The sequence below is a fragment of the Micromonospora sp. A202 genome, from assembly GCF_006715105.1.
Lineage (GTDB): Bacteria > Actinomycetota > Actinomycetes > Mycobacteriales > Micromonosporaceae > Micromonospora > Micromonospora zamorensis.
The window spans coordinates 2,893,535-2,917,965 of record NZ_VFMP01000001.1 but is presented as its reverse complement, the minus strand read 5'-3'; the positions used below and the strand labels follow the sequence as shown (position 1 = coordinate 2,917,965).

25 protein-coding genes and 1 pseudogene are annotated in these 24,431 nt (G+C 70.7%); 8 read left to right on the top strand and 18 right to left on the bottom strand.

What is annotated here, in order from left to right; translation table 11 throughout:
• The first annotated feature begins 128 nt into the window (after window positions 1-128).
• The gene (locus FBZ33_RS13525) at window positions 129-998 is read left to right on the top strand and encodes a PAC2 family protein (protein WP_030332815.1); all 870 of its coding nucleotides are present in this window, start codon (window positions 129-131) and stop codon (window positions 996-998) included.
• Window positions 999-1,124: 126 nt separating this feature from the next.
• A complete protein-coding gene (locus tag FBZ33_RS13520) occupies window positions 1,125-1,916 on the top strand; it encodes a GntR family transcriptional regulator (RefSeq protein WP_141909310.1) in 792 nt (263 codons plus the stop codon).
• A 230-nt stretch (window positions 1,917-2,146) separates the two neighbouring features.
• Here FBZ33_RS13520 and mshC read toward each other — a convergent pair whose 3' ends face one another.
• The 4 genes from mshC to FBZ33_RS13500 form a co-directional block, all read right to left on the bottom strand.
• The gene (mshC, locus tag FBZ33_RS13515) at window positions 2,147-3,385 is read right to left on the bottom strand and encodes a cysteine--1-D-myo-inosityl 2-amino-2-deoxy-alpha-D-glucopyranoside ligase (protein ID WP_141909309.1); all 1,239 of its coding nucleotides are present in this window, start codon (window positions 3,383-3,385) and stop codon (window positions 2,147-2,149) included.
• A 66-nt stretch (window positions 3,386-3,451) separates the two neighbouring features.
• Window positions 3,452-4,270: an SCO1664 family protein gene (locus FBZ33_RS13510; protein ID WP_141909308.1), complete on the bottom strand. Its 819-nt coding sequence runs from the start codon at window positions 4,268-4,270 to the stop codon at window positions 3,452-3,454.
• Window positions 4,267-4,851: a DUF3090 domain-containing protein gene (locus FBZ33_RS13505; RefSeq protein ID WP_088948067.1), complete on the bottom strand. Its 585-nt coding sequence runs from the start codon at window positions 4,849-4,851 to the stop codon at window positions 4,267-4,269. The genes FBZ33_RS13510 and FBZ33_RS13505 overlap by 4 nt, the downstream gene beginning before the upstream one ends.
• 115 nt (window positions 4,852-4,966) lie before the next feature.
• A complete protein-coding gene (locus tag FBZ33_RS13500) occupies window positions 4,967-5,689 on the bottom strand; it encodes an MSMEG_4193 family putative phosphomutase (protein ID WP_141909307.1) in 723 nt (240 codons plus the stop codon).
• Window positions 5,690-5,848: 159 nt separating this feature from the next.
• Here FBZ33_RS13500 and FBZ33_RS13495 point away from each other — a divergent pair, with 159 nt between their 5' ends.
• On the top strand, window positions 5,849-6,577 hold the full coding sequence (locus FBZ33_RS13495) for a YoaK family protein (protein ID WP_141909306.1): 729 nt from the start codon (window positions 5,849-5,851) through the stop codon (window positions 6,575-6,577).
• A 25-nt stretch (window positions 6,578-6,602) separates the two neighbouring features.
• On the opposite strand, the gene FBZ33_RS13490 is transcribed toward FBZ33_RS13495, so the two are convergent.
• From FBZ33_RS13490 to FBZ33_RS13435, 12 genes and pseudogenes are all read right to left on the bottom strand, one after another.
• Window positions 6,603-8,264 (bottom strand): ammonium transporter, encoded by a 1,662-nt coding sequence (locus FBZ33_RS13490; protein ID WP_255508843.1) that lies wholly within the window; start codon window positions 8,262-8,264, stop codon window positions 6,603-6,605.
• A 27-nt stretch (window positions 8,265-8,291) separates the two neighbouring features.
• Window positions 8,292-9,317 (bottom strand): urea transporter, encoded by a 1,026-nt coding sequence (yut, locus tag FBZ33_RS13485; protein ID WP_141909305.1) that lies wholly within the window; start codon window positions 9,315-9,317, stop codon window positions 8,292-8,294.
• 21 nt (window positions 9,318-9,338) lie between these two features.
• Window positions 9,339-10,256 carry an urease accessory protein UreD gene (locus FBZ33_RS13480; RefSeq protein WP_141909304.1) on the bottom strand — a complete coding sequence of 306 codons (918 nt, stop codon included), beginning with the start codon at window positions 10,254-10,256 and terminating at the stop codon, window positions 9,339-9,341.
• Window positions 10,253-10,882 (bottom strand): urease accessory protein UreG, encoded by a 630-nt coding sequence (ureG, locus tag FBZ33_RS13475; RefSeq protein WP_099853259.1) that lies wholly within the window; start codon window positions 10,880-10,882, stop codon window positions 10,253-10,255. Before ureG ends, FBZ33_RS13480 begins: the two co-directional genes overlap by 4 nt.
• 66 nt (window positions 10,883-10,948) lie before the next feature.
• Window positions 10,949-11,626, bottom strand: coding sequence for an urease accessory protein UreF (locus FBZ33_RS13470; protein WP_231927378.1), 678 nt, complete (start codon window positions 11,624-11,626; stop codon window positions 10,949-10,951).
• A gap of 22 nt (window positions 11,627-11,648) precedes the next feature.
• Entirely contained in the window at window positions 11,649-12,212 is a 564-nt protein-coding gene (gene ureE / locus FBZ33_RS13465) for a hypothetical protein (RefSeq protein WP_099853254.1), read from the bottom strand.
• A 61-nt stretch (window positions 12,213-12,273) separates the two neighbouring features.
• The gene (locus FBZ33_RS13460; RefSeq protein ID WP_141909303.1) at window positions 12,274-13,992 is read right to left on the bottom strand and encodes an urease subunit alpha; all 1,719 of its coding nucleotides are present in this window, start codon (window positions 13,990-13,992) and stop codon (window positions 12,274-12,276) included.
• A gap of 174 nt (window positions 13,993-14,166) precedes the next feature.
• A pseudogene (locus FBZ33_RS13455) lies at window positions 14,167-14,502 on the bottom strand (urease subunit beta); the annotation flags it as partial.
• Window positions 14,503-14,545: 43 nt separating this feature from the next.
• Entirely contained in the window at window positions 14,546-14,848 is a 303-nt protein-coding gene (locus FBZ33_RS13450) for an urease subunit gamma (protein WP_141909302.1), read from the bottom strand.
• Window positions 14,849-15,021: 173 nt separating this feature from the next.
• Complete coding sequence (locus tag FBZ33_RS13445; RefSeq protein WP_141909301.1) at window positions 15,022-16,479, bottom strand: sugar porter family MFS transporter; 1,458 nt, start codon at window positions 16,477-16,479, stop codon at window positions 15,022-15,024.
• A 171-nt stretch (window positions 16,480-16,650) separates the two neighbouring features.
• Window positions 16,651-17,487 carry an undecaprenyl-diphosphate phosphatase gene (locus FBZ33_RS13440; RefSeq protein ID WP_088948055.1) on the bottom strand — a complete coding sequence of 279 codons (837 nt, stop codon included), beginning with the start codon at window positions 17,485-17,487 and terminating at the stop codon, window positions 16,651-16,653.
• On the bottom strand, window positions 17,484-18,536 hold the full coding sequence (locus tag FBZ33_RS13435; protein WP_030332780.1) for an LLM class F420-dependent oxidoreductase: 1,053 nt from the start codon (window positions 18,534-18,536) through the stop codon (window positions 17,484-17,486). Before FBZ33_RS13435 ends, FBZ33_RS13440 begins: the two co-directional genes overlap by 4 nt.
• Window positions 18,537-18,722: 186 nt before the next feature.
• On the opposite strand from FBZ33_RS13435, the gene FBZ33_RS13430 reads away from it, so the two are divergent.
• Window positions 18,723-19,694, top strand: coding sequence for an aldo/keto reductase (locus tag FBZ33_RS13430; RefSeq protein ID WP_088948054.1), 972 nt, complete (start codon window positions 18,723-18,725; stop codon window positions 19,692-19,694).
• 259 nt (window positions 19,695-19,953) lie between these two features.
• Complete coding sequence (locus tag FBZ33_RS13425) at window positions 19,954-20,145, top strand: DUF5703 family protein (RefSeq protein WP_013734349.1); 192 nt, start codon at window positions 19,954-19,956, stop codon at window positions 20,143-20,145.
• Between the two features lie 52 nt (window positions 20,146-20,197).
• Here the strand turns inward: FBZ33_RS13425 and FBZ33_RS13420 are convergent, their stop codons facing one another.
• Together FBZ33_RS13420 and FBZ33_RS13415 are read right to left on the bottom strand one after the other, a co-directional pair.
• On the bottom strand, window positions 20,198-20,860 hold the full coding sequence (locus FBZ33_RS13420; protein ID WP_141909300.1) for a hypothetical protein: 663 nt from the start codon (window positions 20,858-20,860) through the stop codon (window positions 20,198-20,200).
• 58 nt (window positions 20,861-20,918) lie between these two features.
• Complete coding sequence (locus FBZ33_RS13415; RefSeq protein WP_099853237.1) at window positions 20,919-22,247, bottom strand: M20/M25/M40 family metallo-hydrolase; 1,329 nt, start codon at window positions 22,245-22,247, stop codon at window positions 20,919-20,921.
• Between the two features lie 205 nt (window positions 22,248-22,452).
• Between FBZ33_RS13415 and FBZ33_RS13410 the strand changes: the two genes are divergently transcribed.
• The 3 genes from FBZ33_RS13410 (at window position 22,453) to FBZ33_RS13400 (ending at window position 24,425) form a co-directional block, all read left to right on the top strand.
• Window positions 22,453-23,055, top strand: coding sequence for a hemerythrin domain-containing protein (locus FBZ33_RS13410; protein ID WP_099853234.1), 603 nt, complete (start codon window positions 22,453-22,455; stop codon window positions 23,053-23,055).
• Between the two features lie 86 nt (window positions 23,056-23,141).
• Complete coding sequence (locus tag FBZ33_RS13405) at window positions 23,142-24,122, top strand: LysR family transcriptional regulator (RefSeq protein WP_088948045.1); 981 nt, start codon at window positions 23,142-23,144, stop codon at window positions 24,120-24,122.
• Window positions 24,123-24,179: 57 nt separating this feature from the next.
• Window positions 24,180-24,425 (top strand): hypothetical protein, encoded by a 246-nt coding sequence (locus FBZ33_RS13400; protein ID WP_099853230.1) that lies wholly within the window; start codon window positions 24,180-24,182, stop codon window positions 24,423-24,425.
• The last annotated feature ends 6 nt before the right edge of the window (window positions 24,426-24,431 follow it).

Below are 24,431 nucleotides of genomic sequence, written 5' to 3'. Positions count from 1 at the left end.
GGGCCGCATCCCTGCCCGGCACGTAGGCTGGCGGACGTGAAGGACAACAGGGACGCCGCTGTGCCACACGGTATGACGACCGGGCGCGATCCCGGCGCCGACCGCGACGAGCAGGGTGAGGTGACGGCGTGACCGAGTTCGACGGACTGCCGGTGCTGCGGTCCCCGGTGGCCATCGCCGCCTTCGAGGGCTGGAACGATGCCGCCGACGCGTCCACCGCGGCCGTCGAGCACCTGGAACAGGTCTGGAACGCGCGGCAGATCGCCGAGCTGGACCCGGAGGACTTCTACGACTTCCAGGTCAGCCGGCCCACCATCACCATGGCCGACGGGGAGACGCGCCGCGTGGAGTGGCCGACGACCCGGTTCATGGTGGCCAGCCCGGAGGGCACCGACCGCGACGTGGTGCTGATCCGCGGCATCGAGCCGAGCATGCGCTGGCGGACGTTCTGCGAGCAGGTGCTGGAGATCTGCCACAGCCTCGAGGTCGAACGGGTGGTGCTGCTCGGCGCGTTGCTGGCCGATGTTCCCTACACCCGGCCGCTGCCGATCAGCGGCAGTGCGTCCGACGCGCAGGCCGCCGAGCGCTACCAGCTCACCCCCACCCGCTACGACGGGCCGACCGGCATCGTCGGTGTGCTGCACGACGCCTGCACCCGCGCCGAGGTCGACGCCGTGTCGTTCTGGGTGCACGTGCCGCACTACGCCAACAACCCGCCCTGCCCCAAGGCCACCCTCGCCCTGCTGCACCGGGTCGAGGAGGTCGTCGACCTGCCGGTGCCGATGGCCGACCTGGCCGAGGAGTCCGCCGAGTGGGAGCAGCGGGTGCGCAGCGCCGCCGAGCAGGACGCCGAGCTGGGCGAATACGTCCGTGAGCTGGAGGAACGGGTCGGCGACGAGGGCATCACCCCGTTGACCGGCGACGAGATCGCCCAGGAGTTCGAGAAGTACCTGCGCCGACGGGGCGGTTCAGCCGGCCCGACCGCCGGCTCCTGGTAGCCAACTGTTCACTGCGGGCCCTCGGACCTTCTCTGGTCCGGGGGCCCGTTTTTTGGCGTGTCCGGGGTGGCGCCGTCACACCCGCTAGGGCATCCTAGGAACCTAGATGTGATCAAGGAGGCGGGTGTGCAGATCAATCCCGGGGCCGCCGAGTTCCCGCACCGACAGATTGCCACGCAGCTCAAGGCCCAGGTCCGCCGCGGCGACTGGGGACCCGGCGAGCGACTGCCGTCCATCCCGGCCATCGCCGAGATGTTCGGCGTCGCCAAGCAGACCGTGCAACGCGCCGTCGACCAGCTGCGGGTCGAGGGCATCCTGATCACCAAACCCGGCTCCGGTACGTACGTCCGGGGCACCCGCCGCCGACTCAACCGACTCTCCCGAGGGCGGTACGGCGGCTTCCGCGGCTACCACACCGACCTGGCGGCCCGGTACCGCCAACAACTCGTCTCGGTCGGCCACTCCCCCGCCCCCGCCGAGGTCGCCGACGCGTTCGGGGTGCCCGACGGCACCAACCTGCTCTGCCGGCGACACCTCGTCCGCACCGACGACTCCCCCGTCGAGGTCGGCGCGTCCTGGTTCCTGCCCCGCGACACCGCCGGAACCTCGCTGGAGCGCACCGAGGCCTTCGGCCGCCCCCTCTATCAGGAGGCGGAGGAAGCCACCGGGCGGCGGTACGTCTCCGCCACCGACACGATCAGCGCCCGCCAGCCCAGCCGGGAGGAGGCCGAGACGCTCCAGATCCGGCCGGACACCCCGGTGCTGCACCTGCTGCACATCGCGTACGACACGCACCACAAGCCGATCGAGGTGGCCCAGGCCACCTGGCCCGGCCCGATGACGACCCTCACCGAGGAATACAAGATCCCCGCCCCGACCCCCGACCCGGAACCCGACCCCGGCCTGGTCCTGGGCTGACCGGCCCCGCCCAACCCCGCGCGACCCGCGCCCATCCCCGTCGATCATGAGGTTGACGGGTCCAGCGGAGATCAAACCGCCCGTCAACCTCATGATCAACGGGGGGTGTCGCGGTGATCGACTCGGGTTGCAGGAAATCGGGGCATCCCACCGGCACGGACACCGCGACTTCCTGAAAGCCGAGTCGATCACGCCCGCCGCGGCGCGCGTGCCGTCTGCCGGGAGAGGTGTCAGAGGCGGATGCCCAGGAGGGCGTCCACCGTGTTCGCGAAGAGGGCTGGCGCTTCGGCGTCGTCCGTGGCGCCGGCGAGGGTCGCCTCGGCCCAGCGGTCGGCGACCGCCAGGGCACCGGGGGTGTCGAGGTCGTCGGCCAGGCGCTCGCGTACGCCGGCCAGCAGCTCCGCCCCGGACGGCCCGGCCGGCGCGGCGGCGGCCCGCCGCCAACGGTCCAGGCGCTCCTTGGCGGTCGTGAGCAGCTCGTCGGTCCAGGTGCGGTCGCTGCGGTAGTGCCCGGAGATCAACGCCAGGCGGACCGCCATCGGGTCCACCTTGTCGGCGCGCAGCCGGGACACGAAGACCAGGTTGCCGCGGGACTTGGACATCTTTTCGCCGTCCAGGCCGATCATCCCGGCGTGCACGTAGTGCTCGGCGAACGGCGCCTGACCGGTGAGCCGCTCGGCGTGCGCGGCGGACGCCTCGTGGTGCGGGAACAGCAGGTCGTTGCCGCCGCCCTGGACGTCGATCCGGTCGCCGAGCAGGTTCAGCGCGATGACCGCGCACTCGATGTGCCATCCCGGGCGGCCCGGGCCCAGCTCCCCGCCCGGCCAGGACGGCTCCCCCTCGCGGGCGCCACGCCACAGCAGCGGGTCCAGTGGGTCGCGCTTGCCGGCGCGGTCGGGGTCGCCGCCGCGCTCGGGGAAGATCTCCAGCATCTGCTCGCGGGTCAGGTTCGACTCGTAGCCGAACCGGCCCGTGGCGGAGATGTCGAAGTAGACGTCGCCGGTGCCGTCGTCGAGGCGGTACGCGGCGCCGTCCTTGACCAGCACCTCGACCTTGTCGGCGATGTCCGGGATGGACTCGACAGCGCCCACGTAGTGCTCCGGCGGGATGATCCGCAGCGCCTCCATGTCCTCGCGGAACAGCGCCGTCTCCCGCATCGCCAGGACCACCCAGTCCTCGCCGTCGCGGGCGGCCCGCTCCAGCAGCGGGTCGTCGATGTCGGTGACGTTCTGCACGTAGCGCACCGGGCGGCCGGCGTCCCGCCACATCCGCTGCACCAGGTCGAACGTGATCATGGTGGCGGCGTGGCCGAGGTGGGTGGCGTCGTACGGGGTGATGCCGCAGACGTACATGCTCCCCGCGTCGGCCGGTTCGCTCGGGTGGACACCCTGCCGCGCCGAGTCGTACAGCGCCAACGGCTCGCCCCTGCCGGGCAGCCGTGGCACCTCGTGTCCCGCCCAAGACTCCATGGGATCAGCCTAGCCAGCCCGACGACGAGGTCGGAGCGCCTCACGAGTGATCAAGATGACAACGGGTCACATGGGTGGCCAGGGGATCGCTGGCCAGTCCTCCGGTGGCTGCGGGAAGCGGCCGGTTTCGCGCAACCGGTCGATCCGGGAGGCCACCTCGGTCACCTCACTGATGGTGAGGTGGTCGGCCAACTCCGCGCCGAGCGCGCCGGCGAGCTGCCCGGCGAGCCCGTCGAGCATCTCCACGGCGTCCGTGGGTAGCTGCTTGCCGGCCCAACCCCAGAGCACCGTACGCAGCTTGTCCTCCACGTGGAAGCTCACCCCGTGGTCCACGCCGTAGATCCGGTCGTCGGCACCGACCAGCACATGAGCGCCCTTGCGGTCCGCGTTGTTGATCACCGCGTCGAGCACCGCGAGGCGGGCCAGCCGGGGGTCGTCGGCGTGCGCGAGGGCGTACGCGGCGCCGTCGTCGTCGCGGGCCGCGGCGATCGGGAACCAGCGTGGCGGCAGCTCACCGGCCGGCAGGAACCCGACCAGCGGCTCGGCGTCCTCCGGCTCGTCGATCCACAGCTGGCAGGAGCCGGGCCCGAACGGGCCGTCGCGCAGCACGGTGGGCGGCACCAGGTCCCAGCCGGTCGCCCGGGAGACCAGGTATGCCGAGACCTCCCGGCCGGCCAGGGTGCCGTCGGGGAAGTCCCACAGTGGGCGCTCGCCCCGGACCGGTTTGTAGACGCAGCGGGCGGTGACCCCCTCCAGGGTCAGGATGCCGCGCAGGGTCGTGTTGGACGCGTCGACCAGCCGACCTTCCAGGTCGAGCACGCCGTCACGCAGCAGCCGCAGCGCGGCGTCGCCGTCCTGGCGAGGCTGGAGGCCGGACGAGGTCACCGGTGATAACCGTTGTGCCGCGGGCACAGGTGCCCGGCGGGGTCCAACGGTTGGCCGCAGAGCGGGCACGGCGGCCGGCCCGCGTTGACCACTCGCCGGGCCCGCTCGATGAACTGGCGGGTCGCCTGCGGGGTGAGCCGGACCCGGAGCCGGTCCAGGTCCTCGTCCGGCTCTTCGTCCTCGTCGTCGTCTTCGTCCTCGTCGTCCTCGTCGCCCAGCTCGACCTCGGGCTCCACCTCGCCCGCGGCGATCGCCTCGATCACCACGGTCGCGGTGTCCACGTCGAAGGCCAGCCCGAGGGTCCCGACCCGGAACTCCTCGTCGACCGGAGTGTCCAGTGGCTCGTTGTCGCCGATCACCGGCGCCAGCTCGGGCAGATCCACCCCGAAGCGACGTTGTGCCTCGGTGAGCAGCTCCTCCAGCTTCTCGGCGAGCAGGGACACCTGGACCTTCTCCAGCGCGACGCTGACCAGCCGGCCGCCGCCGCGAGCCTGCAGGAAGAACGTGCGCTCCCCCGGCGGCCCGACAGTCCCGGCGACGAACCGCTCCGGCGGTTCGAAGGCGTGCACCTGGTGGGTCATACCCACGACCCTATCCGGCCCGCCATGGCACCGCGCACCCCACCGACCCGAATCACCGTGGTCCCCGCCACGCCCGGCGCACCGGCCCTTGCACCCGGGCGTGGCGCACTCCGGCTCACCGGCCGGCCCCCGCGCCGCCGCCAACCGGGGCGTCGGAATCGGCCGCGCTCGTCGCCGCCCGCGCCGTCCGGCGGCGCTTGCGTGGCGGCGGCGCCAGTGCGGCCAGGTCGCCCCCGGTGTCGTTGAGCCGCAGCAGGAACGGCCGCAGCGTCGTGTACCGGATCGCCGTCACCGACGCCGGGTCGGCAACGATCCGCTGAAAAAGATCAAGATGTACGCCGAGCGCGTCGGCCACGATCGCCTTGATCACGTCGCCATGGCTGCACGCCAGCCAGACCGCCTCCGGGCCGTGCTGGGCCGTGATCCGCGCATCCCATCCGCGCACCGCCGCGACCGCCCGTGCGGCCATCGCCGCCATCGCCTCACCCTGCGGGAAGACCACGGCGCTGGGGTGCTGCTGGACCACCGGCCAGAGCGGCTCCTTCGCCAGCTTCTTCAGTGGCTGTCCCTCCCAGGCTCCGTAGCCGCACTCGATCAAGCCCTCCTCCACGAGCGGGTCGGCGTCGGGCAGCGCGAGCTCCAGGGTCTGCCGGCACCGGATGAGCGGGCTGGTCACCACCGCGGCGAGCGGCACCGACCGCAGCCGCTCGCCGACCGCGGCCGCCTGGGCCCGGCCCGTCTCGTCCAGCTCAACCGGCTGGCGGCCGGCCAGGCCGCCGTCGGCGTTCGCGGTCGTCCGGCCGTGTCGCAGAAGCAGAAGGGTCGCCACGGGGACCACCCTATGACCTGCGTCCGACCGGCAGCATCGCCCTCCGGCCTGCCCGTGTCCGCGTCGCCCGGTGGGATCGGACGCGAAACGGATCGAGCCGCTGCTTTGGCGGTAAAATACCGAATGCCCGGGTTGTCCGGGACCTCTGTCCGGAGGGTGTGAAAGGCGATGGGCGACCCGGCACCCGCGCGGCCCTCGGCCATCTCGGACCCGCAGGACGTGTACGGGGAGTTCCGGCGCCCGCTCCTGGTCCTCGCCCTCACCACCGGCATCGCCGGCTTCGTGGACGCGTTCGCCTTCCTGCGCTACGGCGCGTTCGTCGCCAACCAGTCGGGCAACGCCGTCCTCCTGGGCATCGGCCTGGCCGGACGACACGCCGCCTGGCCCGAGTCCGCGGCCTCACTGATCGCGTTCGCCGCCGGGACGGGCGTGGTCTCACAGGTACGCGCGGCACGGAGCCCGTGGTCGCCGTCCTTGCGGGGACTCGCCTGCGCCGTGGCCACGCTGGCGCTCTGGGCGGTGCTCAACGTCCTGCTCCACCACGGCCGGCAGGGCGGGCCGCCGCGGATCGCGCTCGCCGCCGCGGGTGGCTTCGCCATGGGCGCGCTGGCGACCCTGTTCGTCCGCACGGCCGGGATCACCACCCACATCACCTACCAGTCGGGCACGGTGGCGAAGATCGGCGAACGCGTCGGGCGTTGGCTCGCCGGACCGGACACCCGCCGGAAGCGGGCCCGGCAGGGCACCTTCCTCGGGCTCCTGGCACTGCTCTGCTACGCCACCGGGGGTGGCATCGGAACGCTGGCGCAGCAACAACCACGCTGGGTGCCGGCCTGGGGAACGCTCGCCCTGTCCACAGTGTCGATCCTGCTCCGTTCCCGCCGGTCGAAGAGGTGACCGAGGCCCGCCGACGTGCACCAGCTCAGCGGACGTCCGTCGCGAGCTGGACGTCCTGCACGAAGCACTCCGAGCGCTCGGCACCGTAACGACCCAGCACGTCCAGCACGGCGGACACCGCCTCGCGTTCCACCACGACCTCGACCCGGGCGCGACCGACCAGGTCCTGGTCCTGCCAGTAGCCCCGGGGCAGCGAACGGGCAGTCGGTTCGGCGGTGGAGACCGTGGCGTCGAAGAGCACGATGGAGGTGCCTCCCGCACCGACCAGGGCGTCCCGTAGCTCCCGCGTGGTCGGCAGCAGGGTCGGATTGACCGTCGCGGTGACCAGCCGGGCGTTCTGGGCCGGCCGGGCGGGCCGTTCGGCGCCGCGTTCCCGTCCGGGTTCGCGTCGACGCTGCGGTGCGCCAGTGCCGTTGAGGCCCGCAACACCGCCCAGGTGGTACGCGTCGGCGTCCTGCTGGGCGTGGTCGAGGTTGTCCTGCTCGTCGGCGGAGGCACGGAGCCCGAGGACGGCCTGCACGCCAGCGGCGATCGCCCAACTGAGCACGAAGGAGAAGGCCACCACGGCGACCACCCCGACGATCTGGTGCCAGAGCAGGGACCCGCCGCCGCCGAAGAGGAGACCGTCCTTGCCGAGCGGGTTGACGCCACTGTCGCCGAAGAAGCCGACCAGCAGCGAGCCGAGCATGCCGCCGACGAAGTGGACCGCGAGGACGTCCAGCGCGTCGTCGAGCCGGAGCAGATACTTCAACCGCAACGCGAAGTGGCAGACGATTCCGGCGATCGCCCCGATGGCGATGGCGGAGAGCGTGTTGACGTACCCGGCGGCGGGGGTAACCGTCGCGAGTCCCGCGACAGCGCCGGAAACGCCACCCACGACGGTGCTGTGGCCGTCCTTCAGCCGCTCCGCCACCAGCCAGACGAGCATGCCGGCGGCGGCCGCGAGATGGGTGTTGATCAGCGCCTGGGCGGCGAGCCCGTTGGCCTGGAGTCCGTCGCCGCCGTTGAAGCCGAACCATCCGAACCAGAGGATGCCCGCCCCGAGGATGGTCAACGGGATGGAGTTGGGCGGGGACGCGGTGCGGGGCCAACCACGGCGGCGTCCGACGACCAGCAGGGTGCCGAGCACCGCGGCTCCCGCGGAGGCGTGGACCACCATCCCACCGGCCCAGTCCTGGGTGCCGAACCGGGCCAGCCAGCCGTCGGGGTGCCAGAGCCAGTGCGCGACCGGCGCATAGACCACGATGGACCAGATCGCCAGGAACGCGACCCAGCCGGCGAACTTCAGCCGGCCCGCGGTGGCGCCGGTGACGAGCGCGGGCGTGATCACCGCGAACATCATCTGGTACGCGACGAACGCCAGGGTCGGGATCGTCACCTGGCCGGTGACCACGTGCAGGTTTGGCGCGGGCGGGACCCGAAGGTCGTTGAGCCCGAAGAGTTCGAGGTTGCCGAAGAGGCCGGTGCCGGCGTCGTCTCCGAAGGCGATGGTGTAGCCGACCAGCACCCAGGTCAGGCTGACGACCCCCAGCGCGACCATGTTCTGCTGCAACATCGCGAGCACGTTGCGGGTGCGGACCATTCCACCGTAGAAGACGGCCAGGCCGGGGGTCATGAACAACACGAGGCCGGCGCAAACCAGCACCCAGGCGGTGTCGCCCGAGTTCACCGCGTCCTGAGCGAGCACGGAAGCTCACCTCTCCTCTCGGTACGGTCAGATGGAGTGCTTCACCGTCGAGACGACGGTCTCCTTGGCGCGTTCGTGGTTGGGCACCGGCGCGAAGTGCCGTTTGGGCAGCAGCAGCAACCAGGTGGCGATGTTGAAGGGTCCGGTGAGCACCGGGATGGCCAGTGGGGTGAGCACTGTCGCCAGGGCCATCTGGACGAAGAGCGTCAGGGCGATTCCGAAGAGGGTGTAGAGGGTCACCAGCGCTCCGGGACGGTGCAGCACCGCACCAACGGCGATCGCCGTCAACACCGCGTTGAAGCCGAACAGGCCCTTGTCCAGCGAGGCCGCGTCGGCGCCGAACCAGAGCGCCAGCAGTGTCGCGCCGACCGCGCCGATCACCGCGAAGAGCGCCGACCAGCGGGAGTTGACCAGCAGCGCGACCAGGATGATCAGGCCGGTGACCCAGCTGTTGATCAGATAGATCTGGGAGACCCCGCGCAGGAAGGTGGGGACCAGGTTCCAGTCGAAGCGGCCACCGGTCAACTGCCCCTCGCCGGGAAACATCGGCTTCAGGTTGGTCAGCACGGTGAACCGGTCGAACTGGTACGCGGCCAGCAGGAGCACCCAGGTGGTCAGCACGAACGGCATGGTGAACGCGGTCAGGCCCCAGGTCTTGAAGATCGCGTTCAGGGCCAGTGTGACAACTGTCGTGGCGATCGCTCCGAGCACCAGGTAGAGCCACATCAACGGCCGGTCGTCGAGGAATGTCGGGACCGCGATCCCGGTCAGCAGCGGGCTGAAGCCGAACAGTCCCTTGCGCAACGAGGGCTCGTCCACCCGCAGGGCGACGGCCGTGACGGTGCCGACGACGAGACCGAGGACCGCTCCCCCGAGGATCCGTGGTTGCCCGTTCTCGAACGCTCCCCAGGCGATCGCGACGAGGACGAGCAGCCCGGTGAGCGGGTTGTTCTGCAGGACGACCTGTGCCGGCCCGCGCAGGCAGGCGTCGACGAACCCGATCAGAGGGTTGTGGTCACTCAGCCTGTCCCAGCTGCGGGTCACGCTCGTCACGGCATTCTCCTCGGGGATCCGTCATCGCCAACTGAAGGCCGGCGGGAAGGTCCGGCCGGTCACCTCTTCGCGGGCGGCCACGCAGAAGGCACGGACCGCGGCACGGACCGGCTCCGTCTCCTGGCCGAGGACCTTGAAGATGAGGCCCGCCTCGTTCGGCAGTCGACTGACGGCGCTGGCCAGCGGCGTCTCCTCGTCCCAGACCGGCGTCGAGGTCCGTTCGTAGACGCGGGCGGCCCGCTCCGGGCTGGTGAGGAGTACGACGTTGCCGAAGATGTGGAAGCGATCCATGACGCCGAGCCGCGCCACCGGGAACTGCCCGGGAGCCACCACGAACTTCTCCACGAACAACTGCCGGCCGTCGGGCCGCTCCGCGCGCAGGGAGGAGGAGAAGAGGTCGTAGGCGAAGAGTTCCCCGTCGCGGTAGTACTTCCGGCCGGGTTGGAGGACCTCGCCGTAGAGCATGGTGGCGCTCTCCGGGAGCCGCACCCGGGTGTCGGTGACGAACCGGCTGCCCCGGTACGGGATCACGGGCTCCGGGAGGTATTCGAGGTAGGTGTCCTCGGCCAGGGTGAAGCGCTGGATCTGCGAGCCGTAGTTCGCGTCCATCTCCTGGATCTTGGTGGCGGCCTGGGTGACCAGGTGCGCCTGGCTGCCCGGTGCCAGGTCGACGTCCATGTGCAGGCGGTCGCCCTGGAGCACACCGCCGGAGGTGGTGAGGATCATGACGCAGGGAAGCTGCGGCATCTCCTCGTCCCAGTAGAGCGCCCGCTGGACGAGCAGCGGTGACTGCCGGTAGAGGTCGTGCAGGATTGTCCGGTCACCGCGCCGTTCGAACCCGAGGCGCAGCACGCCGACCTTGCCGTTGGACGCGGCGGGCAGCTGTGCCGGTTGGTCCTGGTACGGCGCCAGTTCCCGCGCACCGTCCAGTGTGATCATGCGACCACTTCGGCGTCGAAGAGCGCGTTGCGGCGGATCAACGAGACGAGTTCGTCGATGCCCTCGCCCGTCTTGCAGTTGGTGAACATGACCGGCTTGCCGTTGCGCGTCACGTCCGCGTCGCGGGCCATGAGCTCGAGGTCGGCATCCACGTAGGGGGCGAGGTCCGTCTTGTTGATCACGAGGATGTCGGACTTGGAGATCCCCGGGCCGTTCTTGCGCGGGATCTTGTCGCCGGCCGCCACGTCGATGACGTAGATGAAGTAGTCGACCAGGGCGGGGCTGAACGTCAGCGTGAGGTTGTCGCCGCCGCTCTCGATCAGCACCACGTCGCTGTCCGGGAACCGGGACTCCATGTCCTCCACCGCCGCCAGGTTCATGCTCGGGTCCTCGCGCACGGCGGTGTGCGGGCAGGCCCCGGTCTCCACCCCGAGGATCCGTTCCTCGACGAGGACCCCGGTCAGGGCGCGCCGGACGTGTTTCGCGTCCTCGGTGGTGACGACGTCGTTCGTGATCACCAGTACGCGCAGCCCGTTCTCCACGAAACGGGGCACGACAGCCTCGATGATCGCGGTCTTGCCGCTGCCCACCGGGCCGCCTACGCCGATACGACTTGCCGACTTCATGATGTGACCAGTCCTTCTGGGAGACGTGTTGAGGGTCAGAAACGTGTGGATCGCGGAGGTCAGCCCTCAGCTCATGAACATCCGCACGTGGATGTGCTGGTGCGCGCCGGCCAGGACGTCGATGTGCGGCCCGAAGGTCTGCATGTCGTCGAGGTCGGCGGTGCGCACGTCGCGGTAGTCGTCGGTGACCTTCTCGTTGACCGCGAACAGGATCGACTGCGCGTCGAGGTGGTCGACCCGCATCAACCGGATGGCGGCGCTGAGCACCGTCGAGGCGGCGCCGTACTGGTGGGCCGCGAAGGCGTCCTCCTCGGGCACCCCGAGGTCGGCGAAGACCACCCCGAGCGCGACCGGGTAGGTGACCGGCGCGCCCGACGCCGATTCGCCGAGCCGCTTCTTGAGCAGGGTCTCCCCGACGATCCGGGTCGCGGCCTCCGCCAGCTTGCGCCCCATGCGTACGGACATCGTCCGCATCTCTTCGTTGATCTTGCGCAGGTGGACGGCCTCGTCGGCACGCCGGATCCGGTCGAGGTCTCCCGCGACGGCGGCACGGTGCCCGGCGAGCAGGGCGACACCGTCCCCGGTGGCGGCGAGCCGGGTGACGGTCCGGACGTAGTCCTGGAGGGTCTCCCGGTCGTGCACAACGCCGTGCTGGACGGCCATCTCCAGGCCGCTGGAGAAGGAGAAGGCGCCGACCGGGAAGACCGAGTCGCCGAACTGCAGCAGCTTCAGGGTTTCCGCCATGGTGCGCACCGTCCGGCCCCGCTCAGTTGAGGTCGGCGGGGAGGTGGGAGTGCGGCGTCGAGTCGGCGCCACCGAACAACCGCCGCGACTCGTGCGGCGCGAGGTACGCGATGACCTCGGTGCCGGGAACGAACTCGTGGGTGATCCCGGTGAAGGCGTGGGTGCGCATCACCGAGTCCATGACCTTGCGGTCCACGGTCAACGGGACGTACATCTTCGTGCCCTTGACCACGGCCGGCCAGTGCTGGTTGCCGATGGCGTGACCGAGCTCGACGGCCGAGCGGATGAGCAGCTCGGCTGACTCGCCGCGCAGCTTGTCGAGGTGGACCACCATCACCTCGCCCAGCTGCACCCGGGCCACCACCGCGGTGGCGCTGAGGTCGTCCCAGGCGAGGACGTCGCCGTCGCGCAGGCGGACGCCACGCGCCAGCGCCACCGACAGCTCCGCCCCGGAACTGGTCATCTTGCGGATGCGGCTCTTCTGGGCGTCCCACTGGTCGAGGACCAGGTCGTCGATGCGCGCTTCCTTCAGGCGCAGCGTCCAGTCGGGCTCGTTCATGTTGCCCAGCACCGTCTCGACGAGCACGGGCCTCTCCTTTCGGTCGGTGTGCCGGGACCAGGCACGTACGAGACGGTCCCGACGGGGGTCAGCTGAAGAAGTAGAGCTGGCTCAGGGGCAGGTTCCGGGCCGGCGGCACCGTCGCGTGGACGCCGTCCATCTTCACGGCGAACGTCTCCGGATCGACCTCGAGCTTGGGGGTCCTGTCGTTGCGGACCATGTCCCGCTTGGTGAGCCCCCGGGTCCGGTAGACCGGCATGACCTGCCGTTGCAGGCCGAGCTCCTCGGCGATGCCGGCTTCGTGCGCCGCCCGGGACACGAAGGTCACGCAGGTCTTGGCGAGCTGGCTGCCGTACGCGGCGAACGAGGGCCGGTAGTAGACCGGCTGCGGTGTCGGCAGTGAGGCGTTCGGGTCGCCCATGATCGACCAGGCGATCATGCCGCCCTTGAGGACCAGCTTCGGCTTCGCGCCGAAGAAGGCCGGCTCCCAGAGCACGAGGTCGGCCATCTTGCCCGGTGTTACCGAGCCCAGCACGTGCGAGATCCCCTGGGTGATGGCCGGGTTGATGGTCATCTTGGCGACGTACCGCAGCACCCGGAAGTTGTCGTTGGCGCTGGAGTCCTCGGCGAGCTTGCCGCGCGCGGTCTTCATCTGCCCGGCGAGCTGGATGGTCCGCAGCCAGGTCTCGCCGACGCGCCCCATGGCCTGCGAGTCGCTCTGCATCATCGAGATGACGCCCTCGTCGAGCAGGACGTCCTCGGCCGCGATCGTCTCGGTCCGGATCCGGCTCTCCACGAAGGCCACGTCCGAGGGGACCTGCGGGTTGAAGTTGTGACAGACCATGATCATGTCGTACAGCTCGGACTGGCTGTTGATGCCGTAGGGCACCGTCGGCGTGGTCGAGCTGGGCAGCACGTTCATCTGGCTGGCGACCTTGATGACGTCCGGCGCGTGCCCACCACCGGCGCCCTCGGTGTGGAAGGTGTGGATCGTCCGGCCCTCGAACGCGGCGATGCTGTCCTCGAGGTAGCCGCTCTCGTTGAGAGTGTCGGTGTGGATGCTGACCTGGACGTCGAACTCGTCGGCGACGTCCAGGCAGGCCCGGATCACCGCCGGCGGGGCGCCCCAGTCCTCGTGGATCTTGAAGCTCGGCGCGCCCGCCATGATCTGTTCGACCAGCGGCGCACGGCCGGTGCTGTTGCCCTTCGCCATCAGACCGATGTTGATCGGGATGGTCTCGAAGGCCCGCATCATCGCGTGGAGGTTCCACGGACCCGGCGTGATGGTGACGCCGTTGGTGCTGTCGGTCGGGCCGGTGCCGCCGCCCCACAGGGTGGTGACGCCGTTGCTCAGGGCGGCGTACGCCTGCAGCGGCGTCACCAGGTGCACGTGCGTGTCGATGCCCCCGGCGGTCAGGATGAGGTGCTCGCCGGAGATGGCCTCGGTGCCCGGACCGGTCACCAACTCGGGGGTGACCCCGTCCATGATGTTCGGGTTGCCGGCCTTGCCGATGCCGGCGATCTTGCCGTCCTTGACACCGACGTCGGCCTTGATCACGCCGAGGGTCGCGTCGACGATCGTCACGTTCGTGATGACCAGGTCTAGGCCACCCTGCGCGTTGGTGTACTGGTTGTTGACCCCCATGCCGTCGCGCAGGGTCTTGCCGCCGCCGTACATCACCTCGTCTCCGAGGACCCGGAGATCCTTCTCGATCTCGATGTAAAGGTCGGTGTCGCCGAGCCTGATCTGGTCGCCCGTCGTCGGGCCGTACATTCCGGAATATTCTTGCCGCGAAATCTGGCTCATCGAATCATCTCTCCTGCCCGAGGCTGGCAGCCCTGCGGGATAGCGGATCTACTTCTTCTTGTCCTTGGGGCTGTCCTGCTGCTCCGGGGCGAACTTGAAGCCCCGCGTCCTGGCGTTGTGGATCGCCTCGGTGCGGTCCGGCCGGTAGCTGGGGGTCGACTCGCTGCCGCTCCACCCCTGCACCAGGCCGTTGAATCCGTACACGCGCTGCTGTCCGCCGAAGGGGATGAGCTCGACCGTCTTCTTGTCGCCCGGCTCGAAGCGGATGGAGGTCGTCGCCGGGATGTTCAACCGCCGCCCGAAGGCCGCCTCACGATCGAAGGCGAGCATCCGGTTGGCCTCGAAGAAGTGGAAGTGTGAGCCGACCTGGATCGGTCGGTCGCCGGTGTTCTGGACGACGACCTCGGTGACCGGCCGCCCCGCGTTCAGCTCCAACGGCTGGTCGCTCAGCACGTAGCCCCCGATGGGTCGCACGTGCTTCGAGTTGGGGCCGGGATGTTGCTTGGCCATTTCCTGCTCCACCTTCCTGGAGATCGCCTCTGGTTGGCTGCGCCTATCGGATCGGTGAGTGCACGGTGACCAGTCGCGAGCCGTCGGTGAAGACCGCCTCGACCTGGATCATGGGCAGCATGTCCGGCACGCCCGGCATCACGTCGTCGGCATTGAGGGTGCTGCGGGCCTCGTTCATGACCTCTTCGACGGTCTTGCCCTCCCGGGCCCCCTCCAGGGCCGCGGCGCAGATCACCGCCACGGCCTCGGGGTGGTTCAGCTTGATCCCCCTGGCCTTGCGGGCGTTGGCGACGATGGCCATCGAGAGGATCGTCAGCTTGTCGAATTCCCTTGGTGTCAGATGCACGTCCTGGTCCTTCGCGACTGTCGGTCGGGAGCCGCCATTGCGCCGAGAGGACTCGCCACAGGGTGAGCGCTTACGCTTGACCCTAATGAGCTGCTTTGTCCTACTGATCCGTTTTGGGCGGCTTCGGATCGACCGTACGCCTCACCCCTGCGTCGTGGGTCAGAAGGCGGGAATCACGCCGTACCGGCCGACCGGTCATCGGCACGGTGCGGACGCCGAGCACGAGCGTCGGTCTGCCACATCTGCTGGATCTGTTCGAGGGTCCTGCCCTTGGTCTCCGGCAGGTACCGCCAGACGAACAGAAAGCCGAGCACACAGGTGCCGGCGAAGAGGGCGAACACCCCCGATCTCCCCAGGGCGTCGAGCATGCTCAGGAAGAACTGCGTGATGAGGTACTCGGTGCCCCAGTGGGTGGCGGAGGCGATCGCGACGCACCGGCCCCGGATACGGCCCGGGAAGATCTCGTTGATGACCGTCCAGGCGGTCGGCCCGATCGACATCGCGTAGAACGCCACGAACATGACCACACCGATCAGCAGGAAGATGCCCGCGTCGGTGGGATGGTGCCCGGTCGCTCCCGCCGTCCGCGCCGCCGGGGCCATCCTGGCGAAACTGATGCTGACCACCACGAGCGAGACCGCCATGCCCAGCAGCCCGACCAGCAGCAGCGGCCGGCGACCGAGCCGGTCAAGGAAGGCGACCGCGACCAGCGTGAAGAGTGAGTCGACCCCGCCGATCGCCCAGGTGGTCGCGGCCAGTTGCGCCTGCGGGGTGTGGAACCCGGCGGACGAGAAGATCTCGTCGGCGTAGTAGATGATCCCGTTGATCCCGGTCAGTTGCTGGAACAGCGCCATGCCGACACCGAGCGCCAACGGGCGCCGCCACTGCGGCGACAGCACCTCCCGCCAGCCCGCCTTGCCGGCCGAGAGGCTCTCCTCGATGGCGTGCAGTCGCTGGGCCACATTCCGCTCCGGCACTGTCGCCCGCAGGGACGCCTCCGCCCGGCGCCGGTCCCCCCGTCCGAAGTACCAGACGGCCGAGTCGGGGATCACTGTGGTGACCAGGGCGAGGGCCACACCCAGCAGCGCCGCCGCCACCAGCAGGTAACGCCAGGAGTCGCCGGCCTCGAACAGCTCGTCGGCCAGGTAACCGATGAAGATGGCGAACGTCGTGGAGAACTGGTAGACCGCCAGGAGGCTGCCGCGGATCCGTTCCGGCGCGGCCTCCGCCGCGTACATCGGCCCGGCGACCGAGGCCACCCCGATGCCCAGCCCCAGGATCAACCGCGCGCCGAACATGACCCCGATCACCGGTGCGGTCGCCTGCAGGATCGTGCCCACCGCGAACGTGGCGGCGGCGACCCACAGCGCCCCGCGGCGACCGATCCGGTCCGCGAGGTGACCGCCGAGCAGCGCGCCCACCAGCGCCCCAGGGGTCACCCAGCTCGCCGCCACCTCGACGGCGAAGGTGTCCGCGTGGAAGGTCTGGCGAATGTCGCGGAGCGCACCGCTGATGACGCCCTGGTCGTAGCCGAAGAACGCACCGGAGAGCACGACGATCGAGACGACCGCGACGAGGTTGCGTCTCGGTGGCCGCCCCCGGCCACGCTTCGGGCCAGCGCTGGCAGTCACAGTCGCCCTCTCCGACGCGAGCCACCGACAGATCCCGCCCGGGGAGACAGCCCGATATCAGGAGAATAGAACCGCTAAGTCCTCGTTGTGCGGAACAGCGGAAACGGCCCGCCTTGGCCACGGAAAGGCCCCCACCCCTCTGCGAGGGGCGGGGGCCGAGGTGCGGGCGGATCAGGTGGCGCTGATCGTGCCGGTCATCAGCAGAGCCAGGACCAGGGTGCCCAGCGCGACCCGGTACAGCACGAAGACGTACAGGGTGTGGTGGGCGACGTAGCGCAACAGCCACGCGATGGCCGCGTAGCCGATGGCGAAGGCGATGACGGTGGCCACGATCGTCTGCGCCACGGTGGGCACGGACGTGCCCGGGGCGGACGGCTCGAAGACGTCCCCGAGGCTGAACACACCGGACATCACCACCGCCGGGATGGCCAGCAGGAACGAGTAGCGTGCCGCGGCCTCCCGGGTCAGGTTGAGCAGCAGACCGGCGGTGAGCGTGCCGCCGGAGCGGGACACCCCGGGCACCAGCGCCATGGCCTGGGCGAAGCCCATCACCACGCCGTCCTTCATCCGGAAGTTCTGCAGGGTACGCGTCTGCCGCCCCCAGTATTCGGCGAACGCCAGCACGAAGGCGAACACGATCAGCGTGGTCGCCACCACCCACAGGTTGCGCCCAGCGGTCTTGATCTGGTCCTTGAACAGGAAGCCGAACAGCCCGATGGGGATCGAGCCGACGATCACGTACCAGCCCATCCGGTAGTCGAGGCTGGAGCGCACCGACTTGTCCCTGATGCCGACCAGCCACGTCCGGGTGATCCGCCAGATGTCCTTGGCGAAGTAGATCAGCACGGCCGCTTCGGTGCCGAGCTGGGTGACCGCTGTGAACGACGCGCCGGCATCACGGTCGAAGAAGATCGCCGAGGTGATCCGCAGATGTCCCGACGAGCTGACCGGGAGGAACTCGGTCAGTCCCTGGACGATGCCCAGGACGATGGCCTCGACCCAGGTCACTCGCCAACTCCGGAGAGGTCGAGCGCCTCGGCGACGGTACGCAGGGTCTGCACCCCGCTGTCCCGGTCCGCCACGAACAGGGTCACCGACAGCGTGGTGACGCCGGCGGCAGCGTACTCCCGCATCCGCTCGGCGATGCGCTCCTTCGGGCCGAGCAGCGAGGTGCGGTCGATGAACTCCATCGGTACGGCGGCGGCGGCGTCGCGCTGCCGCTTGGCCAGATACAGGTCCTGCACCTCGCGGGCGGCGTCGCCGTAACCCATCCGGGTGGCGAGCTGGTTGTAGAAGTTCTGCTGGCGGCTGCCCATGCCACCCACGTACAGCGCCGCGTACCAGCGCACCAGCTCGGCGCAGGAGGCCACGTCGTCACCGATCACCACGGGCACCGACGGCACCACGTCGAACCCGGCCAGTTCCTTGCCGACCTTGGCCCGCCCGGCGCGGACCGAGGCGAGCTGCTCCTCGGCGAACTCCGGGGCGTAGAACACGGCCAGCCAGCCGTCGGCGATCTCGCCGGCCAGCTCCAGGTTCTTCGGGCCGACCGCCGCCAGGTAGATCGGAATGTGCTCGCGTGGCGGGTGGAAGCCCAGCCGCAGGGCCTTACCGGGGCCGTCGGGCAGCGGCAGCGTGTAGTGCTCGCCGTCGTACGCCACCTCCTTGCGGGCGATGGCCAGCTTGACGATGTCGACGAACTCGCGGGTCCGAGCGAGTGGCTTGGCGAACCGCACACCGTGCCAGCCCTCGGAGACCTGCGGGCCGGAGACGCCCAGGCCGAGGCGGAACCGACCACCGGAGAGCGCGTCGATGGTGGCGGCGGTCATGGCGGTGGCCGCCGGCGTACGCGCGGGGATCTGCATCACCGCGGCGCCGACGTCGATCCGTTCGGTCTGGCCGGCCATCCAGGCGAGCATGCTGGGCGAGTCGGAGCCGTAGGCCTCCGCCGCCCACACCACCGAGTAACCCAGCCGGTCGGCCTCCTGGGCCAACGCCAGGTGGTCGGCCGGTGTGCTCCACGCCGTCTGGTATCCGAGACTGAGCCCGAGTCGCACTGGTCCTCCCCCATCCGTGGCACAGGTCGCACCAGGTTACGCAATGCCGATAACAGACTCGATCACCGGCTCGGCACCTTTGGTCCCCCCTCCATCGGGGCAGCCCATGGCGGCGGAACCGGCAGAACCGGCAGAGATACGGGAGCGAGGATATCTCTGGCGGCAGGTTCGAAATAAGGTTCACCCATGCAACAGCGACCGCTCGGCCGAAGCGGGCTGGCGGTTTCCCGGCTCGCGCTCGGCACCATGACCTGGGGCCGGGACACCGACGCCGACGATGCGGCCGCCCAGCTGAAGAGTTACCTGGACGCGGGCGGCAACCTGATCGACACCGCCGACGTGTACGGCGACGGCGACGCCGAGTCGGTGATCGGCTCACTGCTGGGCTCCCTGGTGCCCCGCGAGGAGCTGCTGATCGCCACCAAGGCCGGGTTGCGCCCGGGCAGCGGCCGGCGCCGGGACGGCTCCCGGGGGCACCTGCTGCGGACGTTGGACGCGTCACTGCGGCGGCTGGGCACCGACCACGTCGACCTGTTCCAGGTGCACGGGTACGACCCGGACACCCCGCTGGAGGAGACCCTGGCCGCCCTGGACCACGCGGTGGCCAGCGGCAAGGTCCGCTACGTCGGGGTGTCGAACTTCTCCGGGTGGCAGACCGCGCGGGCCGCCGCCTGGCAGACCGCCTGGCCGGGGCGGGCGCCGGTGGTCGCGTCCCAGGTCGAATACTCGCTGCTGGAGCGGGGTGTGGAGCGGGAGGTGCTGCCCGCCTGCGACGCGCTCGGTCTCGGCGTGCTGCCCTGGTCGCCGCTGGGCCGGGGAGTGCTGACCGGCAAGTACCGGCACGGCCGTCCGGCGGATTCGCGGGCCGCGTCGCCGCACTTCGAGCGCTTCGTCGCCACGTACCTGGACCCGCGGTGCTCCAGCATCGTGGAGGCGGTGGCGACCGCGGCCGGCGGGCTGGGTGTGTCGCCGCTGGAAGTGGCGTTGGCCTGGATCCGGGACCGGCCCGGGGTGACCGCGCCGATCCTCGGCGCCCGGACCGTGGGGCAGCTGCTCGGCGCGCTCCAGGTGGAACGGATCACACTGCCCGAGGAGATCACCACAGCGCTGGACGACGTCTCGGCGGTGCCGGTCGGCTACCCCGAACGCGACGGCTGACCCGCCAGCAGGGCCGCGCCCGGGCGGCTCAGGGCACCTGGGTTGGCCTTGATCCACTCGGCTTCCTGAATACCGGGGTATCCGGAACGGCTCGATACCCCGATTTCAAAGAACGCGAGTCGATCACGAATTCGCCGCAAGGCGACGCGTACCGGTTCGGCGCGGGCGCGCACAGGGCGGCACGAACCGCCCACGGCAGCGTCGTCGGTCACCCCCGAGGGGGTGGCGAATGGCCGCTGGGCTGGGCAGCATGGATGGCATGGACTACGAATACGCGCCGCTGCGGCTGCCGCCGAACGTCGACCGGTTGACCGCCGCGGCGCAGTTGGCGATCCAGGCGGAGTTCTCAGGATGGGAGTTGGCCCGGGTGCGGCTGTACCGCGACGGCACGCGGCAGGTGGTGCTGCGTCGTCGGCGGGTCAACCAGCCGCAGCCGGGCCTGTCGTACTGAAGAGTCGGGCAGGAACGCCCGGGGCCCGAACGGGCCCCGGGCGTGATCCGACCTAGTGCTGGTGCCCGGCGTGGTCGTGGTCGTCGTCGAGCTCCAGGAACGGGTGCTCGTCGAGCCGACCGACCAGCCGGTCGTCGGCCGCCGGCTGGAACGGGCCGACCGCGTCGTCGTCGTCGAACGACTCCAGGTCGACCGGGGTGCCCACCTCGCTGACCATGACCACCCCGTCGAGCGGTTCCAGCTCGGGGACGTCCAGCGCGCCGAGCGAACCGTCGCCGCTCTGCAGCAGCTCCAGCACCGCCTCGCCGACGCCCTCCACCGGTGCCGGCTCGTCGTCCTCGGGAGTGCCCTCACGCCGGGCCGCCTCGGCCACCCGCAGCAGCGCGGCGACGCTCGGCACCCGGTAGTCGCGACGCTGGCGTACCGAGATCACCCGCGGGTGCGGGTCGCTGGCCTCGGCACCGTCGACGCCGCCGAAACGCTCGTCGGCCTCGTCCGGGTCGATCGAGTCGACATCCCACGGCGTCACCTCACCGAAGGCGTCGAGCAACCGCTCGTCGTAGGCGAAGGAGGCGTTGTTCAACGCCACGTACGCCTGCCAGACGTCGTCGTCGTCGACGCGGCCCTGAGCGGCGCGTACGGCGGCCAGGTGGTGGCGGGCCGCTTCGATCACGCGCTCGAGAGCGGCGTCCAGCTCACCGTGCTGGTCGGTCATGTGGGGCAGTCCCTTCACGATGGGGAGATTGCGCGCCGGCGGCAACTGCCGGACACGGCTAGCAGGTGCGGAGGAACCGGTCGAGCACCCGCACGCCGAACTGTAGTCCGTCCACCGGAACCCGCTCGTCGATGCCGTGGAACAACGCCGAGAAGTTCAGGTCGGCGGGCAGCCGGAGCGGGGCGAACCCGAAGCAGCGGATGCCGAGCTGCGAGAACGCCTTGGCGTCGGTGCCGCCGGAGAGCATGTACGGGACCGGCCGTGCTCCCGGGTCCTCCGCGCGCAGGGCCGCCGACATGGCCTCGACCAGATCACCGTCGAAGGTGGTCTCCAGGGCGGGCTGCCGCTGGACGTACTCGATCGCGATGTCCGGGCCGACCAGCTCGCGCAGTTGCCGCTCCAGCAGCTCGGACTGGCCGGGCAGGCTGCGGCAGTCGATGGTGGCGGTGGCCCGGCCGGGGATGACGTTGTCCTTGTAGCCGGCGCTCAACCGGGTCGGGTTGGCGGTGTTGCGGATCGTCGCGCCGATGATGTTGGCGATCGGGCCGAGCTTGGCGATGGCCGTCTCCGGGTCGTCCGGGTCCAGCTCGATGCCGAGCAGGTCGGAGACCTCCGTCAGGAACGCCCGCACGGTGTCGGTGACGACCACCGGGAAGCGGTGCCGCCCGATCCGGGCGACCGCCTCGGCGAGCGCGGTGACCGCGTTGTCGTCGTGCATCATCGAGCCGTGCCCGGGGCGGCCCTTGGCGTGCAGCCGCAGCCAGTCGATGCCCTTCTCGGCGGTCTCGATGAGATAGAGCCGCTGGTTGTCGTTGACCGAGTAGGAGAAGCCGCCGACCTCGCCGATCGCCTCGGTGCACCCGTCGAAGAGGCCACGGTGGTTGTCCACCAGGAAGCGCGCGCCGTAGTCGCTGCCCGCCTCCTCGTCAGCGGTGTACGCGAGCACGATGTCGCGCGGGGGTCGTACGCCGGTGCGCTGCCAGTGCCGCACCACGGCGAGCACCATCGCGTCGAAGTCCTTCATGTCGATGGCGCCCCGGCCCCACAGGTAGCCGTCGCGCTGCTCGCCGGAGAACGGGTGCACCGACCATTCGTCGGCGTCGGCGGGCACCACGTCCAGGTGGCCGTGCACCAGCAGCGCGCCCCGGCTCGGGTCGGTGCCCGGGATGCGGGCCACCACGTTCGCCCGGCCCGGCGCGGACTCGTGCAGGACGGACTCCACGCCCACCTCGGCGAGCTTCTCCGCCACGTACTCGGCCGCGCGGCGCTCGCCCACGCTGGTGTCGTTGTCCCCGGTGTTGGTGGTGTCGATGCGCAGCAGGTCGCGGCACAGGTCCACGACCTCTGCGGTGGGGTCGGGTCGGGCGGAGGCGGCATCGCTCGTCATCGCCTCTTCATACCAGCCCGCGCCGGTCGACAGGCCGGCGCACCGTGCGCGGACCGGCCGGCGCGGCGGCACGGCCGGGCCACGCACCCGTCGCGCACGCGCCGACACATCGACGGGTCGGTTTCGCCGTGAGCGCGTTCGGGTACCGCCGCCTGCGACCGTACGTCCCTGCCGGAGCTTCCGCCCGCCAGTCGAGGAGGGCACCATGTCCACCGTTCCCCTGCCGCCGTTGCCGCCCGCACCCGAGGACGGCTTCCGGCCCGGTGGTCGCAGCATCGCCGACATCGTGGACCGGGAGCACCGGCAACTGCTGGCGCTGCTGGACCAGCTGACCGGCCCGGACGCCACACCGCAGGGAGGGCTGCCGGTGCTCAGCGCCGCGCTGTCGCGGCACCTGTCCGCCGAGGAGCAGTACCTGCTGCCGGCGGTGCGTGCCGCCCTGCCGGCCGCGACCGAGCGCGTGGACGCCGAGATCGCGGCCGACGCCGGTCTGCTGAACGCCCTGAAGGGGCTGACGGATGATGCGTTGACCGAGGTCGCCGAGCGGGTCCGTCAGCACGTCGACGGGGTGGGCGGGCTCGTCACGGAGCTGCGCGCGGTCGCGACCGATGAGGAGCTGATCCGCCTGGGCAACCGGCTGGAGATCGCCGAGGAGGCGGCGCCGACCCGGCCGCACCCGGGCACTCCGGGCACCCCTCCGTGGAACCGGATCGTGGAGCCGGCGGTCGGCGTGGTGGACAAGGTGCTCGACGTGGTGACCCGGCGGCCGACCTACCTGGCGGACCTGCCGGAGCCACCCCGCGACTGAGGCAAGGCCACGCTCGCCAATGCATTCATTATCACCGATCCGCTCGGGCTATTCCGCCGGCTGACCCGTGGTCCTACCGTCACCCTATGAACCTGGAGCTGCGTCACCTGCGGGTGGTCTGCGCGATCGCTGAGACGGGGAGTGTGACGAAGGCGGCGTCGGCGCTCGGCCTGGCCCAGCCGGCGCTCACCGCCCAGCTCCAGCGCATCGAACGGACCCTGGGCGGCCCGCTGTTCGACAGGGACCGGCGCGGCGCCCGGCCCACCGCGCTCGGCGAGCTGGTGCTGGCCCGGGCCCGGGTCCTGCTGCCGGCGATGAAGGGGCTTCAGGACGAGGCGGCCCGGCTGGCCGGCGCCGGCGGGGCACCGCCGTGCTACCGGTTCGGCGGGGTCAACAGCCCGATCCTGGGCCGGCTGGTGCACCGGTTGGCGGCCGAACACCCGCCCGCCCAGATCACCACGTTCGCGTCCTGGTCGGTGGACGAGTTGGCGCAGTTGGTGGCCGGCGGCCGACTGGACTTCGCGCTCACCGGTGTGTGCGGCGACGCCATCCCGTCGGCCGGGTTCGGGTTGAGCTGGCAGGAGGTGGCCATCGACCCGGTGCTGGTGCTGCTGCCGGAGTCGCACCCCCTCGCCGAACGCGACGAGGTGCGCCTGGCCGACCTGCGCCACGAGCAGTGGGTGGCCGCGCCGGGCGACGGCTGCTTCGGCGACTGCTTCGCCGCCGCCTGCGCCCGCGCCGGCTTCACTCCCCGAAAGGTGTACGAGACCGACATCCGCGGCTGCGTCGACCTGGTGGACGCCGGCGTGGCGGTGGCGCTGTGTCAGGCGACGTTCCGTCCGGTGGCCGGGCTGGTGACCCGCCGGATCGCCGGCACACCGCTGCGCTGGCGGCTCCTGCTCGGCTGGCACCCGGACTCCCCCGCCGCTCAGGGCGCCGACCTGGTGTTGGAGACGGCCAAGGCGGCGTACGTCGACTCGCTGGCCCCGCATCCGGAATACCTGTCCTGGCTGCTGAGCAATCCTGGGTTCGGTGTGCGGCGACCCAGCGGGATCCGACCGGTCTGAGCCGGTATTCCCTGCCGGTGGCGGTGCGAACCGCCGTTGGCCGGGTATCTGGCGGACATGACCGACCTCTACCCGCCCGCCGACGACCGCGAACTGCTGCGCCAGGCGGCCGCCGCGCACACCGCCGCCACCCGCCAGGTGGAGGCGTTCCTGCGCCGCCTACCGGCGGTGCCCGACCCGGCCGACGTCACCGAGTACGCCAATCTGCTCACCCGGGAGGACCAGACCCGCGGTGACCGGGACGCCGCCGCCGACGCGGCCGGCCTAACCATCGGCAGCCTGGAATCCGACCAGGGCCAGTAACAGGAC

Bases quoted from the DNA above. Each gene is read 5' to 3' on its own strand.
- mshC (WP_141909309.1), bottom strand. From the start codon at position 3,385: ATGGAGTCTTGGGCGGGACACGAGGTGCCACGGCTGCCCGGCAGGGGC.
- FBZ33_RS13505 (WP_088948067.1), bottom strand. From the start codon at position 4,851: ATGACCCACCAGGTGCACGCCTTCGAACCGCCGGAGCGGTTCGTCGCC.
- FBZ33_RS13495 (WP_141909306.1), top strand. From the start codon at position 5,849: ATGGGCGACCCGGCACCCGCGCGGCCCTCGGCCATCTCGGACCCGCAG.
- FBZ33_RS13480 (WP_141909304.1), bottom strand. From the start codon at position 10,256: ATGATCACACTGGACGGTGCGCGGGAACTGGCGCCGTACCAGGACCAA.
- ureG (WP_099853259.1), bottom strand. From the start codon at position 10,882: ATGAAGTCGGCAAGTCGTATCGGCGTAGGCGGCCCGGTGGGCAGCGGC.
- FBZ33_RS13470 (WP_231927378.1), bottom strand. From the start codon at position 11,626: ATGGCGGAAACCCTGAAGCTGCTGCAGTTCGGCGACTCGGTCTTCCCG.
- FBZ33_RS13460 (WP_141909303.1), bottom strand. From the start codon at position 13,992: ATGAGCCAGATTTCGCGGCAAGAATATTCCGGAATGTACGGCCCGACG.
- FBZ33_RS13430 (WP_088948054.1), top strand. From the start codon at position 18,723: ATGCAACAGCGACCGCTCGGCCGAAGCGGGCTGGCGGTTTCCCGGCTC.
- FBZ33_RS13425 (WP_013734349.1), top strand. From the start codon at position 19,954: ATGGACTACGAATACGCGCCGCTGCGGCTGCCGCCGAACGTCGACCGG.
- FBZ33_RS13420 (WP_141909300.1), bottom strand. From the start codon at position 20,860: ATGACCGACCAGCACGGTGAGCTGGACGCCGCTCTCGAGCGCGTGATC.
- FBZ33_RS13415 (WP_099853237.1), bottom strand. From the start codon at position 22,247: ATGACGAGCGATGCCGCCTCCGCCCGACCCGACCCCACCGCAGAGGTC.
- FBZ33_RS13410 (WP_099853234.1), top strand. From the start codon at position 22,453: ATGTCCACCGTTCCCCTGCCGCCGTTGCCGCCCGCACCCGAGGACGGC.
- FBZ33_RS13405 (WP_088948045.1), top strand. From the start codon at position 23,142: ATGAACCTGGAGCTGCGTCACCTGCGGGTGGTCTGCGCGATCGCTGAG.
- FBZ33_RS13400 (WP_099853230.1), top strand. From the start codon at position 24,180: ATGACCGACCTCTACCCGCCCGCCGACGACCGCGAACTGCTGCGCCAG.